General features: G+C 63.9%; 15 protein-coding genes. 5 read left to right on the top strand and 10 right to left on the bottom strand.

Translation table 11 applies throughout. From position 1 onward, the window contains the following. Positions 1–158 precede the first annotated feature (158 nt). Positions 159–452: a hypothetical protein gene (locus ACYCFC_RS12675; protein ID WP_181085472.1), complete on the bottom strand. Its 294-nt coding sequence runs from the start codon at positions 450–452 to the stop codon at positions 159–161. Between the two features lie 189 nt (positions 453–641). On the opposite strand from ACYCFC_RS12675, the gene ACYCFC_RS12670 reads away from it, so the two are divergent. Then, positions 642–1,577, top strand: coding sequence for an SdiA-regulated domain-containing protein (locus tag ACYCFC_RS12670; RefSeq protein ID WP_459651805.1), 936 nt, complete (start codon positions 642–644; stop codon positions 1,575–1,577). A gap of 14 nt (positions 1,578–1,591) precedes the next feature. Here ACYCFC_RS12670 and ACYCFC_RS12665 read toward each other — a convergent pair whose 3' ends face one another. The 6 genes from ACYCFC_RS12665 to ACYCFC_RS12640 form a co-directional block, all read right to left on the bottom strand. Next, a complete protein-coding gene (locus ACYCFC_RS12665; protein ID WP_459651804.1) occupies positions 1,592–2,152 on the bottom strand; it encodes a DUF4136 domain-containing protein in 561 nt (186 codons plus the stop codon). Positions 2,153–2,180: 28 nt separating this feature from the next. After that, positions 2,181–2,789 (bottom strand): DUF4136 domain-containing protein, encoded by a 609-nt coding sequence (locus tag ACYCFC_RS12660; RefSeq protein ID WP_459651803.1) that lies wholly within the window; start codon positions 2,787–2,789, stop codon positions 2,181–2,183. Between the two features lie 160 nt (positions 2,790–2,949). After that, positions 2,950–3,699, bottom strand: a complete 750-nt coding sequence (locus tag ACYCFC_RS12655) for a methyltransferase domain-containing protein (protein ID WP_459651802.1) — start codon at positions 3,697–3,699, stop codon at positions 2,950–2,952. Further along, positions 3,696–4,001, bottom strand: coding sequence for a nucleotide pyrophosphohydrolase (locus ACYCFC_RS12650; protein WP_459651801.1), 306 nt, complete (start codon positions 3,999–4,001; stop codon positions 3,696–3,698). The genes ACYCFC_RS12655 and ACYCFC_RS12650 overlap by 4 nt, the downstream gene beginning before the upstream one ends. 105 nt (positions 4,002–4,106) lie before the next feature. After that, entirely contained in the window at positions 4,107–5,690 is a 1,584-nt protein-coding gene (locus ACYCFC_RS12645; RefSeq protein WP_181085485.1) for a peptide chain release factor 3, read from the bottom strand. Between the two features lie 169 nt (positions 5,691–5,859). Further along, positions 5,860–7,935 (bottom strand): TonB-dependent receptor family protein, encoded by a 2,076-nt coding sequence (locus ACYCFC_RS12640; protein ID WP_459651800.1) that lies wholly within the window; start codon positions 7,933–7,935, stop codon positions 5,860–5,862. 492 nt (positions 7,936–8,427) lie between these two features. Between ACYCFC_RS12640 and ACYCFC_RS12635 the strand changes: the two genes are divergently transcribed. The 4 genes from ACYCFC_RS12635 to ACYCFC_RS12620 all read left to right on the top strand — a co-directional run bounded on the left by ACYCFC_RS12635 (position 8,428) and on the right by ACYCFC_RS12620 (position 14,409). Next, positions 8,428–9,591 (top strand): type III PLP-dependent enzyme, encoded by a 1,164-nt coding sequence (locus ACYCFC_RS12635; protein ID WP_181085489.1) that lies wholly within the window; start codon positions 8,428–8,430, stop codon positions 9,589–9,591. Positions 9,592–9,942: 351 nt separating this feature from the next. After that, positions 9,943–11,064 carry an efflux RND transporter periplasmic adaptor subunit gene (locus ACYCFC_RS12630; RefSeq protein ID WP_459651799.1) on the top strand — a complete coding sequence of 374 codons (1,122 nt, stop codon included), beginning with the start codon at positions 9,943–9,945 and terminating at the stop codon, positions 11,062–11,064. Between the two features lie 10 nt (positions 11,065–11,074). Further along, on the top strand, positions 11,075–13,015 hold the full coding sequence (locus tag ACYCFC_RS12625; protein ID WP_459651798.1) for a MacB family efflux pump subunit: 1,941 nt from the start codon (positions 11,075–11,077) through the stop codon (positions 13,013–13,015). A gap of 17 nt (positions 13,016–13,032) precedes the next feature. Next, the gene (locus ACYCFC_RS12620) at positions 13,033–14,409 is read left to right on the top strand and encodes an efflux transporter outer membrane subunit (RefSeq protein WP_459651797.1); all 1,377 of its coding nucleotides are present in this window, start codon (positions 13,033–13,035) and stop codon (positions 14,407–14,409) included. 306 nt (positions 14,410–14,715) lie between these two features. On the opposite strand, the gene ACYCFC_RS12615 is transcribed toward ACYCFC_RS12620, so the two are convergent. The 3 genes from ACYCFC_RS12615 to ACYCFC_RS12605 form a co-directional block, all read right to left on the bottom strand. Next, positions 14,716–16,251 (bottom strand): sulfite reductase subunit alpha, encoded by a 1,536-nt coding sequence (locus ACYCFC_RS12615; RefSeq protein ID WP_459651796.1) that lies wholly within the window; start codon positions 16,249–16,251, stop codon positions 14,716–14,718. Between the two features lie 86 nt (positions 16,252–16,337). Continuing rightward, on the bottom strand, positions 16,338–17,249 hold the full coding sequence (locus ACYCFC_RS12610) for a DUF4198 domain-containing protein (protein ID WP_181085499.1): 912 nt from the start codon (positions 17,247–17,249) through the stop codon (positions 16,338–16,340). Between the two features lie 15 nt (positions 17,250–17,264). Beyond that, entirely contained in the window at positions 17,265–17,768 is a 504-nt protein-coding gene (locus ACYCFC_RS12605) for a DUF2271 domain-containing protein (protein WP_459651795.1), read from the bottom strand. Positions 17,769–17,776 lie beyond the last annotated feature (8 nt).

Genomic DNA, 17,776 nt, shown 5'->3' with positions numbered 1-17,776 from the left:
GCTTCGATAAAAGCGCTGGAGGCTGGACGAAATGCTTGGAGGTATGCAGGCTCCGGTTGCTTCTCGTTCAGCCTTCAGCTTTCAGCTTTCAGCTTTCCAGCGCTCTTTTTTCGGCTCCTTGACGCGTCGTGCGATCATTCTGGAGCGTGTAGCTGCCGTCAGTGAATGAGCCAGCTCAGCAGCCACAGCCCGAGAAACAGCCAGATCAGCGCGGCGATGATCGAGCCCCTCAGCAGGGCGCGTAGCGCCGCCACCAGCAGCATCAGGCCGATGAACAGGGCGACCAGGCTGATCAGCGACTGGTCGATGCCCAGGGTGCGCGACAGGCCTTCCAGAAAGTTGCTTCCGGCGCCAGCCAGAAAGCCGAAAATGCCACTCAGGACGTCGACGATATAACGAATCACGGTGCCGAGCGCCTCGCCCAGCCATTCGAAAAAGCCTTCCACCCGCATATTGCTCTCCTGTTGCGCACTCGCATGGCTGCTGGGGATTGGGCTGTCAATCCGGCTGGCAGTTCCCGTCGTCGTGTTGAACCTGAATGCTATCGACCGGTCAACGCAGGACTATATGATGATGAGAATGCAATGCAGTTGTAATGTTTTCCGGTTAACCTGTTCGCCTTCATGCTCATGAGATAAACCATGCCGATCCATACTGGGGTACGTTCTTCAGGGCTTGCCGGGGGACGCCCGAAACTGTGGGCGCTGGGCCTGCTGACCGCTGGCCTGTTCTATGCCGCCTCCGTGATGCACCTGGATGAGCGCGCCTTTTATAGCCTCAAGTCCGCCTGGCATGAAAACAGCTGGGAAGCACGCAGTTTGTGGCTGCCCGAGTATGAAGTGCGGGTCGATGCACTCCCGGTTGCATCGGTCGCCAACAACCTCTCCGGGCTGACGTTCGATGAGCGTCGCAACCATCTCTGGGCGGTGGTGAACAATCCCGAGGAACTGATCGCCCTGGACAGGGATGGAACATTCCTTGCGCGTTATCCCTTGCACGGCTTCGAGGATGTCGAAGGTATCACCTATCTGGGTGACGATCTGCTGGTGCTGGCCGAAGAGCGCAGCCAGTCACTGGTGATCGTTCCGGTGCCGGAAGCTCCCGGCGCGCTCCAGCGCGGGGACTACGCATCGGTCACGCTGGCGCTGGGTGATGGGGAAAACAGTGGTTTCGAGGGTGTTGGCTATGATCGGCGCGCGGATCGGCTGTTCGTGGTCAAGGAGCATTCACCGCGCAAGCTCTACGAGATCCAGGGCATCAAGGCCAGCCTGAACGGCCAGATGAACCTGAAGGTCATCGACCGTGAAGCCTGGATCGAGGACAAGGACATGGCCAGCGATCTGGCGTCCGTGCATTTCGACGAGCGCACCGGGCATCTGGTGTTGCTCAGCGAGGAAGCGAAGATGCTGATGGAGCTGGACGCCAACGGCAAGCTGGTCAGCTTTCGCTCGTTGTGGCGCGGGTTTGCCGGGCTCGAGAACAGCGTGCCTCAGGCCGAAGGGGTGACCTTCGATGCGCGTGGCGATCTGTATCTGGTCAGCGAGCCCAATCTTTTCTACGCCTTCGAGCGCAAATAACAGCTGACCGCGCTTTATCGCGGCGGATACTGCGCGAGCACGCGGGCGACGGCTTCACGCAGCATGTCGGCGCGCTCCTGCGGGCCGCCCGGATTGCTGCGCAGCGTCTGTTCGGTGCTGCCGCGCCATATCAGCTTGCCGTCGTTGGCGTCGTAGAAGTCGATCTGCAGGGTGCCGACCTGATAGTGGATGGTACGGGTATCGGTATACATCGGCCCGCCCCAGACACCATGCCATGGGCTGCCCCAGGCGCCCATCGACGTCGAGCTGTATTGCTGGGTGCGCTGCTCGACAATGAACCAGGCCTGCACCCGCACATCCGCGTTGCTGCCGCCCTGTGCCTGGCGCAAACCACGCTGGTCGAGTTGTTCGCTGACAGCGCTGCGGATGCGTTGCTCGGTGAGGTCGCTCTGGATGCGTGGATCATCCGGACGGTACTGCAGGCCCGGCTCCTGCCAGTCCCAACTGCGATAGACGGAGTAATCGCGCTGCGGATCGAAGTCGCGTTGCACCTGGGGGCTCTGGCAGGCAGCCAGCAGTACCAGCAGGGGAAGCATCATCACTGTGCGGAGCATATCGATATCTCCTCGGTGGTCGCCGTGATCAGTTCGGCGGATAGTCTGCCAGCGCACGATTGATCGCGTCGCGGGCGGCATTCTTGCGTTCGGCCTGTTTGCCAGCGCTCCGGGATTCGGCACGGTTGCTCCAGACGGACTGGCCGGAGGCGGTATCGAACATCTCGATGCGTACCGACATCACCTCTTCCTCGTAATTGCGCACGACGGGTACGCTGGTTCCAACGCCGTAGCCGGTGCCGTATCCATAGCCACCACCATAGCGCCCCACGCCGACGCGGGGACCGTAATCATCATAAACCTGTCGCACCCGTGTCTGCAGGGTGGCGCTGGCGCTGATCTGCACATCGTCTCGGGCGCCGCCCGGCACCGGGCGCAGGCCGCGCTGATCGAGCGCGCCGGCAACCATCTCCTGCAGTTCTTCACCGCTAAGCGAGGCCGCGCCAGCGGGCGGCGTGCGCCAGCTCCAGCTCTGGTAAGCGGAAAAATCCCGTGGCGTGGCCGGGTAGATGGGCGACTGGATCTGCTCGACGGGTGGCGCCGGCGGTATCGGTGCGGATTCGCCGGTATAGGGGTTGCCGCTCTGGCAGGCCGCGAGACCCAGGCAGAGCAGGGATAACGCTGTACGCTTGAGCATCGATGCCTCCTCAGCCGTTGTTTAGCAGGCCGCTGAAAACTACCTGCGTTGGCAATACGTCGTTAAAAACAGCCTCGTCTTGCCTGCCTCGGCTCGGGCTTCCTGCTTCGCCCTACCTCCTGCATCCCATGCAGTCGTCGCCTACGTTTTCAACGGCCTGCTAGCGTGGTCGACACAGCCAGTGCAGGTAGCGCCCCAGGCCGGCAAAGGCCGGGTGGCGGCGATAGGCTAGTTCCATTTCCAGCAATGCTTCCGGCGCGGCGCGTGTCTGGAATTCGTGTGGCATGTAGTCATGGAAAACCCGCACGCCACTGCCGATTTCGACCCGCCACTCAGACTCAAGTTGCGCCGCCAGTTCACGCGGGTCAAGCGGGCGTTGTGGGGTCAGGCTCTGGCGTTCGCCGGCGAAGTCCTGGCGGCGCAGCTTCTTGAAATGGCCCTTGAGCAGGTTGCGATAGATCAGTGCGTCGCGGTTGTAGAAGGCCAGCGACAGCCAGCCATCGCTGGTGACCAGGCGATGCAGCACCGGCAGGATCGCCTCGGGCTCGGCCAGCCATTCCAGCACGGCGTGGCAGATCAGCAGATCGAAGCGGCCCTCGACATGCTGTTCCACGTCCTGCCAGGGCGTCTGGATAAAGGTGGCCGATTGGCCGGCGCTGGCGAAGCGCTCGCGGGCGCCTGTGAGCATCGGCCCGGCCGGTTCGGCAAGTGTGACCTCATGGCCCTGCTGCGCCAGCCAGAGGCTCATATGTCCAAGCCCGGCGCCGATATCCAGCACCCGTAATGGGCGTTGCGGCAGCGCTTCGGCAAGGTCGGCCTGCAGCACGGCCAGCCGGACCGCGCCCTTGGTGCCGCCATAGATCTTTTCGGCGAAGCGCGTGGCCAGTTCGTCGAAATGACGGTCGCTCATCGCACGAAGCGCCGCTCGTTGTCGGCCAGTTTGGCCAGCAGCGCCTGTTCCATGTCGATGCCCAACTCGCCACACATCAGCAAGAGGTACATCAGTATGTCGCCGACTTCCTGCCCGGCGTGTTCCAGCTTGTCGGCAGGCAGCCGACGTGATTCGTCCTCCGTGAGCCACTGGAAGATTTCCACCAGCTCCGACATCTCCACGCTGGCAGCCATGGCCAGGTTCTTCGGACTGTGAAAACGTTGCCAGTCGTTGTGGTCACGGATGGCATGCAGGCGCTGGATGATGGCTTCGATATTCATGTGCATGCCTGTGGCAAAGATAAGGTTGTCGTAGGTCGGATTAGCCGAAGGCGTAATCCGACGATCCGAAGGCGTAATCCGACGGTGCGTCCGTGCCAGGGCGAATCAATGATGCTCGCGTGTCGCCCTGAATTTCACATCCGGCCAGCGCTCTTCCATCAGGCTCAGGTTGACGCGGGTTGGCGCCAGGTAGGTCAGGTGGCCGCCGCCGTCGATGGCGAGGTTCTCATAGGCCTTGTCGGTGAATTCCTTGAGCTTCTTCTCGTCGCTGCATTCGATCCAGCGCGCGGACCAGACGTTGATCGCCTCGTAGGCGCATTCCACCTTGTATTCCTCTTTCAGGCGGCTGGCGACCACGTCGAACTGCAGCACGCCGACCGCGCCGAGGATGATGTCGTTGTTGCGCTCGGGGAAGAACACCTGGGTGGCGCCTTCCTCGGCCAGTTCCTGCAGGCCCTGGCGCAGCTGCTTGGATTTGAGCGGGTCCTTCAGGCGCACGCGGCGGAACAGTTCCGGGGCGAAGTGCGGGATGCCGGTGAAGCTCAGGTTCTCGCCTTCGGTGAAGGTGTCGCCGATCTGGATGGTGCCGTGGTTGTGCAGGCCGATGATGTCGCCGGCCCAGGCCTGTTCGAGCATCTCGCGCTCGCTGGAGAAGAAGGTCAGGGCGTCGGCGATGCGCACGTCCTTGCCCAGGCGCGCATGACGCAGCTTCATGCCCTTCTCGTAATGACCGGAGCAGATGCGCATGAAGGCGATCCGATCCCGGTGTTTCGGGTCCATGTTCGCCTGGATCTTGAACACGAAGCCGCTGAATTTCTCCTCCACCGGCTCGACCACGCGTTCGTTGGCGGTGCGCGGCAGCGGCATCGGTGCCCAGTCGACGATGGCGTCGAGCACGTGATCGACGCCGAAGTTGCCCAGCGCGGTACCGAAGAACACCGGGGTCAGCTGGCCGGCGAGGAACTCTTGCTGGTCGAATTCGTGGCAGGCGCCCTGGACCAGTTCCAGCTGTTCGGTGAAGCGTTCGTACTCGTCGCCCAGGTGTGCGCGGGCCTCAGAGGAATCGAGCTTCTCGATGATCTTCACCGCCGTGCGCTCATGACCATGGCCAGGGGTGTAGACGATGATGTAGTCGCCCTTGAGGTGGTACACGCCCTTGAAGTCGCGGTAGCAGCCGATCGGCCAGGTGATGGGCGCGGCCTTGATCTTCAGCACCGCTTCGATCTCGTCGAGCAGCTCGATGGGGTCGCGAATGTCGCGGTCCAGCTTGTTGATGAAACTGACGATCGGTGTATCCCGCAGCCGGCACACATCCATCAGGGCGATGGTGCGCGGCTCGACGCCCTTGCCGCCGTCGAGCACCATCAGCGCGCTGTCCACGGCGGTCAGGGTGCGGTAGGTGTCTTCCGAGAAGTCCTCGTGGCCAGGGGTGTCGAGCAGGTTGATCATCTGCGCGCGGTAGGGGAACTGCATCACCGAGGTGGTGATGGAGATGCCGCGCTGCTTCTCCATTTCCATCCAGTCGGAGGTGGCGTGGCGGTCGGACTTGCGCGACTTCACCGTGCCGGCGACCTCGATCGCCTTGCCCATCAGCAGCAGCTTTTCGGTGATGGTGGTCTTGCCCGCGTCGGGGTGGGAAATGATGGCGAAGGTACGGCGCTTCGCGACTTCGGCGGACTGGGTGGTCATGGAAGGCAAACCCTGCTTTTGGCAAAACGGAAAAGCCGCCGATTATACGCGAGTCGTATTTGCCGGTCTTGCAGGGTCGAACGTGTTCGCGTTTTTCGAACGGTGATCGAATGAATTCGACCCTGCGGTGGCGAGTGGCCTGCCGGCTGGCAAGCCACTCGCTGAGCCGTCAGAAGTTGAACGTCACGCCCGCCAGCACCGAGCGCGGTGCGCCGGGGCGGATGCCCTCCTGGATATCGGCGATGTAGAGCTTGTCGGTCAGGTTGCGGCCCTGGACCCAGAGTGTGGTGTCCAGGCGGGTGGGCAGCTTGTAGCTGGCGCGGGCCGAGAGCAGGGTGTGGCTGGGTACGCGGCCGGTATCCTCCTCGTCGCCGCTGGCGGTGATCGGCCGGGTGTTCTCGATATCGGTATAGAAGGCGCCGAAGTGGCTGACGGTGGCGCTCAGGTGCCAGCCGGCGGTGTGCTCCAGGCCCAGGGTCAGGCTGCCGGAATAGCGGGGTATCTCGGGTACGTCATTGCCTTTGAGCGGACCATCGCTGAATTTCGCGTTGGTGTAGTTCATCGCGGCTTCGGCAAAGACGTTCAGCGGCGAGTCGTACCAGGCCCAGGAGTCCACGCGCGCGCCCAGATCCAGGCCGTAGACCCGCGAGTCGGCGGCGTTGATGAAACGGGCATCGCCGAAGCTGTCGACCTCTGCGCGGATCAGCGTGTCCTCGATGCGGTTGTAGAACAACGCCATGTCGAGGCTGACACCCTTGATTGCATTGGTGCGCAGGCCGATCTGGCTGTTGATGCCGGTTTCCGGGGTCAGCGGGAATTCGTCGCTGCGGGCGGAGGCCGGCGCATAGCCGCGATGGATACCGGCGTAGATCTCGCTGTTGTCGAAGCCGCTGTAGAGCAGGCTGATGCCCGGCAGCAGCAGGGTATTGCTGTCCTTCCTGGTGGTGCCTTCATCGGCGCTGCCGGGGCGGAAGTTGGTCTTGTTGTACTGGTTGAAGGTCTCGAAACGCAGGCCGGGGGTGATGGCCCAGTCGCCCCAACTCAGGGTGTTCTGGGCGAAGGCGGAAATGGCCTCGGCATCGTAGGTCATCAGACGGCCATCGCGGGTGTAGCCGTCTTCGCCGGCATGGGCATAGACCTCGCCACGGTTGCCTTCCTTGAGTGCCTCGCCAGGGCGGCCCACCGGACGGCGGTCGGCAAAGCGGTGCTTCTCGTAACGAATGCCGGTCTGGATGCGGTGGTCGAAGCCGAGCGCGGAAATGCCGCCGATGTCCAGGCGGCTGTCCAGGCCCAGGGTGTGGTAGCGGCGGTCACGGCCTTCCATCACGCCGCCTTCCTCGGGTGAGGTGCCGCGGGTCTGGAAGCGCGGGCGGTCCAGTTCGGTGGCGAAGACTTTCGAGGACAGGCGCACGTCGTCGCTGATCTGGAAGTTGTGGGTCAGATCGAGCTTGTAGTAGTCCACCGAAATGTTGTTGAACTCGCGACCTTCGTCCAGGCGTTTCTTGCCGCGCGGGTCTTCACGGTACTGCTGCAGCGAGAGGTTGCTTTCATCGTAGCCCTGGGAGCGCTCGCGGAAATAGGTGGCCGAGGCGGCGAGTTGATGGCTGTCGTTGAGCTGCCATTCGAGGCCGCCGTAGAAATCGTCGAACTCGTGCTCTTCCACGTCGAAGGTGCCATCCCCTTCACGGCCGGTGTAGGCGAACACCATGCCCAGGCTGCCTTCGGTGCGCCGGTGCATGACGTGCTGCAGCTGGCTGTTCTGGTTGCCGCCGGCCAGCTCCACGCGGGTTTCGGGTGTGTCGCTGGGGCGCAGGTTGCGGAAGTTGATGATGCCGTGGTTGTTCAGCGGGCCGTGGATGATCTGGCCGGCCCCCTTGAGCACCTCGACCTGCTCCAGGCGCTGCATCGGCGGCGTGTAGTGCGCACCGGAGTCGAGATAGGCGCTGTTGTTGATGGGGGTGCCGTCTTCGAGCAGCAGCACCTTGCGCGAGCGCCGTGGTGGGGCGCCGCGCACGCCGATGCCCGAGCGCAGGCCGAGCACGTCATCGTCGATGGTGCGCACGCCGGGCACGAAATCCAGCGCGTCGTGCAGGCTGTAGGGCTTGTAGGTGTCGATGGTTTCCCTGGACAGCAGGCTGGCTGCGCCGGGCATTCCCTGAACATTTTCAGGAACCAGGCTGCGTACGTCGAGGCTGGGCAGTTCCAGAGGCGCGGCGTCCTGCTGGGCGAGTGCAAGGGCAGGCATGCACATCAGCAGAGACAGCTGAACAAGCGTCGGATAGGGGCGGGAGCTCATAGTTATTATGTCCTTGGTGGGCAGCTTTTTCGCGACCCATGGTCGATCAGCCGACGGGTGCCGGGAACTGACCGATGGCTCCATTGGTTTAATACTTTTGTTGGGCTTCGTTGGTGAACGCTTGCGGGAATTTTTCCCGAAAATGACCGGGAATAATTCCCGCAAGGGGCGGGAAGTCCTCCTGAAACATCGTTGCCTTCCAGCTGTGATAAACAGGTGGAAATCGACTCTTGACCCCTGTGACGCTTGGTCTTATGGTTCGCGCCCGAACGTCCATGCTGGCAACGATCCATCCGGCTCAAGTACTGACGACGAGAGATCGCCTGGCGGCGATTCTCGGCGACACAGCCTTGGGAAGTAGGCGAACCAAAGTGGGGAAACTGATCAGGCGTTCTTTCCATCCCTAATCCGACTTTACGTTTTCCCGATTTGGAGCCATGCATGTCGATCAAGATCGAAGACTATTATTCCCGCCCCACCTTCCAGAAGATGAAGGCCTTCGCCGACCAGCACGAAACGCCGTTCGTGGTCATCGACACCGCCACCATCGACAAGGCCTATGACGATCTGCGCGCCGGTTTCGAGTTCGCCAAGGTCTACTACGCGGTCAAGGCCAACCCGGCGGTCGAAATCATCGATCTGCTCAGGGACAAGGGGTCGAGCTTCGACATCGCCTCGATCTATGAGCTGGACAAGGTGATGTCGCGTGGCGTCGGCCCCGAGCGCATCAGCTACGGCAACACCATCAAGAAAGCCAAGGACATCCGCTACTTCTACGAGAAGGGCGTGCGCATGTTCGCCACCGACTCGGAAGCCGACCTGCGCAACATCGCCAAGGCCGCGCCGGGCTCGAAGGTCTACGTGCGCATCCTCACCGAAGGTTCGACCACCGCCGACTGGCCTTTGTCGCGCAAGTTCGGCTGCCAGACCGACATGGCCATGGACCTGCTGATCCTGGCCCGCCAGCTCAAGCTGGAGCCCTACGGCATTTCCTTCCACGTCGGTTCGCAGCAGCGCGACATCTCCGTGTGGGATGCGGCCATCGCCAAGGTCAAGGTGATCTTCGAGCGTCTCAAGGAAGAAGACGGCATCGAACTGAAAATGATCAACATGGGCGGCGGCTTCCCGGCCAACTACATCACCCGTACCAACAGCCTGGAAACCTATGCGGACGAGATCATCCGCTTCCTCAAGGAAGACTTCGGCGACGATCTGCCGGAAATCATCCTGGAGCCGGGCCGTTCGCTGATCGCCAACGCCGGCATCCTGGTCAGCGAAGTGGTGCTGGTGGCGCGCAAGTCACGTACCGCCGTCGAGCGCTGGGTCTACACCGACGTCGGCATGTTCTCCGGCCTGATCGAAACCATGGGTGAGGCGATCAAGTTCCCCATCTGGACCGAGAAGAAGGGCGAGATGGAGGAGGTGGTGATCGCCGGCCCGACCTGTGACAGCGCGGACATCATGTACGAGAACTACAAGTACGGCCTGCCGCTGAACCTGGCCATCGGTGACCGCATGTACTGGCTGTCCACGGGTGCCTACACCACCAGCTACAGCGCGGTGGAGTTCAACGGCTTCCCGCCGCTGAAGGCTTACTACATCTAAGCCTCGCTTGAGATGCAAGCGCCGCGATCTTCGCGGCGTTTTTGTGTGTGGCCATATACCTGGCTTTGCACCCGGCTCTTGTGGGAGTGACTTCAGTCACGAAGCTTTTGCTCCCATGCCTGGCACCGGAGTGGCTGGCCTGTTTGCGGCTTAGCTGCTCCGACAAATGCGAGGGTTGCTCCTCCGGCATGCCCTAACCTTTACCTTGGGTTTACCTTGGCCTGCCTGTTCCCTCTACAGACTTACTCCTAGTATGCGCGCCAGTTGAAAGAATTCTGGATCAGGTCTGCCATGCCCATCGCGCGCGTTTCCCCGTTTCGTCGTTTTCTTCCATTCGGAGTGGCGCTTACCTTGGCGCTCGCTGCTGGCGGCTACTGGCTGTCGCGCGATGCCAGCGGAGCCACAGGCACCACGCAGACGTTCACGGTCGGTCGCGGCGCCATCGAGGACACCATCACCGCACTTGGCACCCTGCAGCCAGTGGAGTATGTCGATGTCGGCGCCCAGGTTTCCGGCCAGTTGCTCAAACTGCACGTTGCGCTGGGCGATCAGGTCGAAGAGGGCCAACTGCTGGCCGAGATCGATCCACGGGTCTCCGAGGCCAAGGTGTTGGCCAGTGAAGCGCAACTGAACAGCCAGCGTGCCCAGTTCCGGCAGGCCGAAGCCGAACTGCGCCTGGCCCGTTTGCAGATGCAGCGGCAGCAGACGCTGTTCGCCGAAAACGCCACCAGCCGCGAGGCGCTGGAGTCTGCTGAGGCTCAGCTGGCGGTGCGTACCGCCGCCATCGACGCGCTCAAGGCGCAGATCGCCCAGACCGAGGCCGGGCTGGAGCAGGACCGCACCAACCTCGGCTACACCAAGATCTACGCGCCGCTGGCCGGCACCGTGGTATCGCAGTCGGCCAAGCAGGGTCAGACCCTCAACGCCAACCAGCAGGCGCCGCTCATCGTGCAGGTCGCCGACCTGTCGCGCATGACGGTACAGACTCAGGTCTCGGAAGCCGATATCGGCAGGCTGCGCGTCGGCATGCCGGTGTACTTCACCACCCTTGGCCAGGAGCGGCGCTGGCAAGCCAGCCTGCGGCAGATCCTGCCGACGCCGACAGTGACCAACAACGTGGTGCTGTATAACGCGGAATTCGAGGTGGAGAACCCCGATGGCCGGCTGATGACCCAGATGAGCGCCCAGGTGTTCTTCGTCAACGCCCAGGCCGACGATGTGCTGACCGTGCCGGTCGGTGTGCTGCAGGGGCGGGGCCGGCCAGATGCACAAGGCACACGCTATCGCCTGGCGGTGCTGGAGGGCGGTAAAACGGTCGAGCGCGAAGTGCTGATCGGCTTGCGCGATCGGGTGCATGCCCAAGTGCTCGATGGTCTGCGTGAGGGCGAGCAGTTGCTGGTTGCCACTGCCGGTCCGGCGGGGCGTCCGGCGGGTGCCGGTCAGGGGCAGCGCCGTATGGGCCCACGTTTCTGAGGCTGCCGACATGAATGCATTGATCGAATTGCGCGACATCCGCCGCAGCTTCGGCAGCGGCGAGCTGAGGGTGCATGTGTTGCACGGCATCAGCCTGGACATCCGCCGTGGCGAGTTCGTCGCCATCATGGGTGCTTCCGGCTCCGGCAAGAGCACCCTGATGAACATCCTCGGCTGCCTGGACCGCCCCAGCGGCGGCGAATACCGCTTCGCCGGGCAGGCGGTGGCGGCTCTGGACAGTGACCAACTGGCCGAGTTGCGCCGCCAGGGGTTCGGCTTCGTGTTCCAGAGCTACAACCTGATCCCCAGTGCCAACGCCCTGGAAAACGTCGAGATCCCGGCGATCTATGCCGGTCGTCCGGCAGCCGAGCGGCATGCGCGCGCCGAAGCCTTGCTGACCCGCCTTGGTCTGGGCGAACGCCTGGGCAATCGCCCGAGCCAGTTGTCCGGCGGCCAGCAGCAGCGGGTATCCATTGCCCGTGCGCTGATGAACGATGCCGAGGTGATCCTCGCCGATGAGCCCACCGGCGCGCTGGACAGCCGCAGTGGCGAGGAGGTGCTGGCGCTGCTCAAGGAGCTCAGCGCGGCGGGCAAGACGGTGATCATCATCACCCATGACCGCGAGGTGGCCAGTCACGCCGAGCGGCTGATCGAGATTCGCGACGGCCATATCGTCGCCGACAGCGGTACGCGCCAGCAGACCGCCAGCCAGCCGCTGCAGTTGGAGACCACGCAGCGGGCACCGGCTGCCTTGCTGGCCGATATCGGCGAGGCGGTGCGCATGGCCGTCCGCGCACTGCGCGCCAACCTGTTCCGCACCGTGCTGACACTGCTCGGTATCGTCATCGGCGTGGCTTCGGTGGTGGCCATGCTGGCGGTGGGCAATGGCGCGCGTGAATCAGTGGTCGAACGCATCAGCGCGATGGGCACCAACCTGCTATCGATCCGCCCCGGCGCGCCAAACATGCCGCGTTCGGCCGATGGCGTGACCGCGACCCTGACCCCCGACGACGCCCGTGCCGTAGCGCAACTGGGTAACGTGCGTGATGCCCTTGGCGAGTTGCAGGGCAGCGCCACGCTGCGCGCCGGCAACATCGACTACAAGACCAGCATCACCGCCACCAACGCCGGCATGCCGCTGGTGCGCGAGTGGTCGCTGGCCAGCGGCAGTTTCTTCTCCGCCGAGGATGAGCGCAGCCATGCTGCAGTCACGGTGATCGGCCAGACCGTGGCCAACAACCTGTTTCCCGGCGATGACCCGGTGGGCCGCTACCTGCTGATCCAGAACGTGCCGTTCCAGGTGGTCGGAGTCATGGCGGCCAAGGGCGCCACGCCCTGGGGTCAGGATCAGGATGACGTGGCCCTGGTGCCGTTTTCAACCGGCAGCCTGCGCCTGTTCGGTCAGCGCCATGTGCAGAGCATTACCGCCTACATCGAAGATGTTTCGCGGATTGAGGAAACCGAAGAACGTATCCGCCAGGTGCTATTGCAGCGGCATAACGGCGTCGAGGACTTCCAGATTCGCAACACCGCCTCGCTGCTCGAAGCGGTGACCGCCACCCAGGACACCCTGACCGTGCTGCTGGGCTCCATCGCGGCGATTTCCCTGTTGGTCGGCGGCATCGGCGTGATGAATATCATGCTGGTCAACGTCACCGAACGGACCCGCGAGATCGGCATCCGCATGGCCACCGGCGCACGCACCAGCAACATCCTCCAGCAGTTCATCACCGAAGCGCTGGTGGTCTCGGCCATCGGCGGGGTGATCGGCGTGCTGCTTGGCCTGGGCTCGGCCTGGCTGATCCAGCATTTCGGCACCGCCGTGCAGTTCACCTTGGCGCCGGTGTTGCTGGCATTCGGCTGCTCCTTCGCCATCGGCCTGATCTTCGGTCTGATGCCGGCGCGCAAGGCAGCACACCTCGACCCGGTACAGGCGCTGGCCGCCGACTGAATTTCAGGATGATCACCATGCACAAACCGCTGCTTTCCCTGCTGGCTTCGGCCATTCTGCTGGCCGGCTGCAGCCTGGCGCCGGTATACGAAGAACCCGCGCTCGGCCTGCCGGCCCAGTGGGATGCCGAGCTGGAGCAGGGCCTGCCGCTGACACCAGACTGGTGGACACTGTTCGGCAGTGGCGAGCTGGATCGCCTTGTCCGCCAGGCCCAGGATGGCAACCTCGACCTGGCCACGGCCATGAGCCGGGTGCGCCAGGCGGACATCCAGGCGCGCATCGCCGGGGCATCCCTGCTACCGATACTGAACGGCAATCTGGGCGGCAATCGTTCGGATATCGAGAGTGGCACGAGCGCGACCCGCTACAGCGCCGGGCTATCGGCCAGTTACGAGCTGGATGTCTGGGGGCACAATCGTGACGCCCTGGCCAGCAGCGAACTGAATGCCCAGGCCAGCGCCTACGAGCGCGACAGCGTGGCACTGACGGTGGATGCCTCGGTGGCCACCAGCTACTTCAAGGTGCTGGAGTTGCGTGAACGGCTGCGCCTGGCCGAGGAGAACCTGCGCGTTGCCGAGCAGGTGATGAGCATGGTGGATGCCAAGGTGCGTCTGGGCGCCGGCAGCGAGCTGGATCGCGTGCAGCAGCAGACCCTGGTCGAGCAGCGCCGGGCAGCACTGCCGGGCTTGCGTCAGCAGGTGGCCACAGCTGAAACGGCGCTGGCGCTGCTGCTGGGCGAAGCCCCGCAGGGGATCGCCGCACGTATCCGGGCCGGCTCTCTGGATGAACTGTTGCTGCCGGACCCGGTTGCTACCGGGCTGCCATCCGAGCTGCTGTTGCGCCGGCCAGACCTGCGCCGTGCCGAAACCCAGCTGCGCGCGGCCAACGTCAATATCGGTGTGACGCGTGCTGCCTTGTTCCCCAGCATCTCCCTGAGCGCTTCGGCCAGTCTGCAGGATGCGGCCCTTTCCGGGCTGAGTTCGGCAGATCTGGCAACCAGCATCGGCGCTTCGCTGCTGCAGCCGATCTTCCGTGGCGGCGCCCTGCGCGGACAGGTGGATTTGAGCGAAGAGCGCTACGTGGAGTTGGTCGCCGGTTACCGACAGAGCATTCTGACGGCGCTCAAGGAAGTCGAGGATGCGCTGGTCACCGTGCGCGAAGGGCAGCTGCAGTACGCCAGCCAGCGCCAGGTGCTGGTCAATGCGGAGCGCACTTTCGAGCTGGCGCAAATCCAGTATCGCGCCGGGGCTAGTGACTTGCTGACTGTGCTCAGTGCGCAGCAGACGCTGTTCTCTGCGCGCGATACTTTTCTGCAGAACACCTCATCGCAACTGCTCAACCAGGTGAGCCTGTACAAGACCCTCGGCGGCGGCTTCGTCGCTCCGCAGGGCTGAGGAATTGGCTTTGTATGCGTTAACGCTACCAAACCGTAGCCTGGATTAGCCGAAGGCGTCATCCGGGTCGCCGCAGGCGATGGGCGAGGCCGAGTGAGCGCAGAAGGCAAGGGCAGGACCCTGCGCTGGTGTGCGTTGGTATAGGACCGCCAGTTGCCCCGGTTCGTGGTAAACGGTGGAAACGCCTTCGGCGGTTCCACCCTACGAGTCCGTGCCGCGATGTGAGGTCGTCATAGACATAGAATCTCCTACGCAAGCCAAATCGATCTATCAACAACCAATGAGGACATAGCCGAGATCAGTGCCTCAGTAGACATCCCGGCGATAGCGACTGGCTTCACGCAGCCGCTCCACCTCGTCTTCGCCGAGCAGGCCGTGGAGCAGGGCGTCCACCTCGCGGCCCATGCCCTGCAGGCTGCCGCAGACCAGCAGGGTGGCGCCGCGAGCAAGCCAGCTGCGCAGGTCTTCGGCGGCATCACGCAGCAGGTGCTGGACGTAGACGGGGGCGGCCTGATCGCGGGAAAAGGCCAAGTCCAGCCGCGCCAGGTGGCCGCTGTGCTGCCAGCGTTCCAGCTCATCGCGCAGCAGGAAATCATGGGCTGCATTGCGTTCGCCAAACAGTAGCCAATGGCCGTGCTGGCCGAGTCGTTCGCGCTCACGCAGGTGCGCGCGCAGGCCGGCCAGACCACTGCCGTTGCCGATCAGGATCAGTGGGCCGGCATGCTGCGGCAAGCGGAAGCCAGGGTTGGCGCGGATGCGCAGGTCGATGCAGGCAGTGGGTGCTGCATGCGCGCAGAGCCATCCGGAGCCGAGCCCCAGGCTACCGTCGGCGTGCTGTTGCAGGCGTACCAGCAGCTCCAGATGGCCGTCCTCGGGCAGCGAGGCGATGGAGTAGTCGCGGTGCGCCAGACGCGGCAACTGCTCCAGCAGTTGTTGTGGGGTGAGTCCGCGTAGGCCGCTCGGCTCTTCCGGCAGTTGGCGACGGCTCAGTTCGTCCGCCAGGGTGCGGCCATCGGCAAGCTCTGTAGCGCTTCGCAGTTGCAGTGCATCAAGCAGGGCGGCGACCTGCTCGGGGGTTTGCCGTGGGCCGATTTCGGCGATATCGCCGGCCTGCCACTGGACGTCGCCAGCCGGCGGCAGCAATTGCAAGTGATACAGCGGCGCGCCCTGGCTACCGGGGTTCAGCTGCTTGCGTGCGGCCAGCGTCCACGGCTGGTAGTCAGCAGGCAGCCAGTCGCTGAACTCGGCATGTCCGGCGAGCTGGCCAAGTTGCTGTTGCCAGCGGCGCAGCACAGCCGGGTCCAGGGCATCGGCTTCCAGACGGTCGAACAGTGCGCTTGCTCCGCGTGCGCGCAGCGCGTGGTCCAGGCGTTGGGCGAAGGCGCAAAAGTGGGCGTACTGGCGATCACCGAGGCCGAGCAGGGCGTATTCCACGGCATGCAGGTCCAGCCCCGGCTGCTCCAGGCGGCGGGCAAAGCGTGCGACATGCTCGGGGGCTTCGCCGTCACCGTAGGTGCTGGCGATCAGCAGCAGGCGCGGCGGTAGTTCGCCCAGATCAAGCTTCTCCAGCGGCAACGCATGAGCCGGCAGGCCGGCCTGGGTGAGCTGCGCGGCGCTGCGCTCGGCAATGTCGCGGGCCTGGCCGCCCTGGCTGGCATAGGCGACCGGCAGGCTGTTCGCGCTGGCGGCAGGCACGCGACCGCTTCGCCAGTTGAGCCAGCTGTAAAAGCACAGGACCAGCCAGGCAAGCAGAACAAGGAAGGCGGAAACCAGGCGGGGCGGTTCTAGCCAGAACAGAAGAATGGCCAGAACCAGGCCGGCGAGCAGAGGGAGCGACTTCAAGGGGCGAGTCCCGCGCTGGTGTCAGAAGTGGCGAGGGGCCGGCAAGCCGGCCCCCGCTGGGTGCGATTGCTGTGAGACGCTTGGCCTCAGGGCGCCTGCACTTCCAGGGTGGCGCTGTACACGGCGCGGCGCTCGGTGACCGGCTTGGCAACGCCTTCGGTAGTGCTCAGCTCGGCTTCCAGCCAGTACATGCCCGGTGTCGGCCAGGTGATGGCGACCTTGCCCTCAGCGTCGGTCTTGACGGTGAAATCGCCGGTCTCGTCGCGGTAGCGGTTGCCGCCGGGTACCACGCTGATTTCCACGTCCTTGGCCGGCTTGCCGTCGAGCAGGAAGGTGAACTCTGCTGCCTCGCCGGCGAACAGGTCATTGGGATGGGTGACCGGCACCAGTTCCAGGCCCTGGTTGGTGGGGGCCAAAACCTTGTCGGTGGGGTTGCCGGCGGTGACGAAGGTTTCCATGCGGCTGTTGCGCTGGATGACCTGCAGCTCACTGGCATTGGCCGGGATGGCCTGCTTCAGTTCCTCGGCCTTGCCCATCCAGCGGCGGCGCTCTTCGCCTTCCTTCCAGGTGGCCATCAGGCCGCTGCTGGCCACCGCCAGCTTGTAGGTGCCCTTCTGGGTCAGATGCACATCGAAGGTGCTGCGATAGCGACCGACAGCGCCGTTCTGTGCGTCCACTTCGCTGCCGTCCGGCGCGAGGATGACCAGCTTGTTGGCCGGGCGGCGCATCGGTGCCGGCGCGGGGGTGGCCGGCTTGTCGCCTTGGGCAGCCTGGGGCGTGCGGGCAGGCATTTGCAGGGGCTTGCCGATACCTTCCAGTTGCAGCGGGAAGTGTTCGAAGTAGAACAGGTCGTTGGATACGGCGGCATCCACGGTGATCCAGGGCTCTTCACCGGACAGCACAGTGGAGGAGGGCAGCATCCAGGCACGGTGGGCCTGGGCGGACAATGGCAGGGTTACGGCCAAAGCCAGGGCGGTCCATTTCAGCATGCGGTTCATATGTGGCTTCCTTGATCAGGGTTTGATGGTAAGGGTGATGGTGCCCAGCTCGGTGGCACCCTGGGCGCTGGCTGTCGAAGCCTGCGGCCAGGTGAAGGGCACGCGCAGCAGCTCGCGGCCACCCACTTCACGCACGGCCTCCACCACCAGGTTGTAATCGCCGTCTGCCAATGCCTTGAGCGGTGCGTCGCTGCCCTTGTAGTTCAACTGGTGGGTGCCCACTGCACGGGTTGCCGCCGAGACGCCGTCAACCGGCATTTCCAGGCTGCGGCCACTGCGACGCCACCACTGGCGCAGGTCCTTGAGCCATTTCTCGCCTTCCTTGTCTTTCAGCTTCAGGTCGTACCAGACCGTCAGGTCGGCGACATGGCTTTGGTCCGGCTTTTCCAGCCAGATGGCCACGTACGGGCGGTGGTATTCGGCAACCTGCAGACGCGGGATTTCCACATCGACCTGCATATCGGCCGCCATCAGCGGCGCGCTGAGCAGCGCAAGGGGTAACAACAAGCGTTTACGCATGACACATC

The organism is Stutzerimonas sp. NM35, from assembly GCF_054604355.1.
Note: the sequence above shows the minus strand (reverse complement) of the source record. Positions and strands in the feature narration are given on the sequence as shown.

Excerpts from the sequence above, each read along its gene's own strand:
- ACYCFC_RS12665 (WP_459651804.1), bottom strand. The coding sequence starts at position 2,152 with ATGCTCCGCACAGTGATGATGCTTCCCCTGCTGGTACTGCTGGCTGCC.
- ACYCFC_RS12620 (WP_459651797.1), top strand. The coding sequence starts at position 13,033 with ATGCACAAACCGCTGCTTTCCCTGCTGGCTTCGGCCATTCTGCTGGCC.
- ACYCFC_RS12610 (WP_181085499.1), bottom strand. The coding sequence starts at position 17,249 with ATGAACCGCATGCTGAAATGGACCGCCCTGGCTTTGGCCGTAACCCTG.
- ACYCFC_RS12670 (WP_459651805.1), top strand. The coding sequence starts at position 642 with ATGCCGATCCATACTGGGGTACGTTCTTCAGGGCTTGCCGGGGGACGC.
- ACYCFC_RS12625 (WP_459651798.1), top strand. The coding sequence starts at position 11,075 with ATGAATGCATTGATCGAATTGCGCGACATCCGCCGCAGCTTCGGCAGC.
- ACYCFC_RS12655 (WP_459651802.1), bottom strand. The coding sequence starts at position 3,699 with ATGAGCGACCGTCATTTCGACGAACTGGCCACGCGCTTCGCCGAAAAG.
- ACYCFC_RS12650 (WP_459651801.1), bottom strand. The coding sequence starts at position 4,001 with ATGAATATCGAAGCCATCATCCAGCGCCTGCATGCCATCCGTGACCAC.
- ACYCFC_RS12645 (WP_181085485.1), bottom strand. The coding sequence starts at position 5,690 with ATGACCACCCAGTCCGCCGAAGTCGCGAAGCGCCGTACCTTCGCCATC.
- ACYCFC_RS12675 (WP_181085472.1), bottom strand. The coding sequence starts at position 452 with ATGCGGGTGGAAGGCTTTTTCGAATGGCTGGGCGAGGCGCTCGGCACC.
- ACYCFC_RS12605 (WP_459651795.1), bottom strand. The coding sequence starts at position 17,768 with ATGCGTAAACGCTTGTTGTTACCCCTTGCGCTGCTCAGCGCGCCGCTG.
- ACYCFC_RS12660 (WP_459651803.1), bottom strand. The coding sequence starts at position 2,789 with ATGCTCAAGCGTACAGCGTTATCCCTGCTCTGCCTGGGTCTCGCGGCC.
- ACYCFC_RS12640 (WP_459651800.1), bottom strand. The coding sequence starts at position 7,935 with ATGCCTGCCCTTGCACTCGCCCAGCAGGACGCCGCGCCTCTGGAACTG.
- ACYCFC_RS12635 (WP_181085489.1), top strand. The coding sequence starts at position 8,428 with ATGTCGATCAAGATCGAAGACTATTATTCCCGCCCCACCTTCCAGAAG.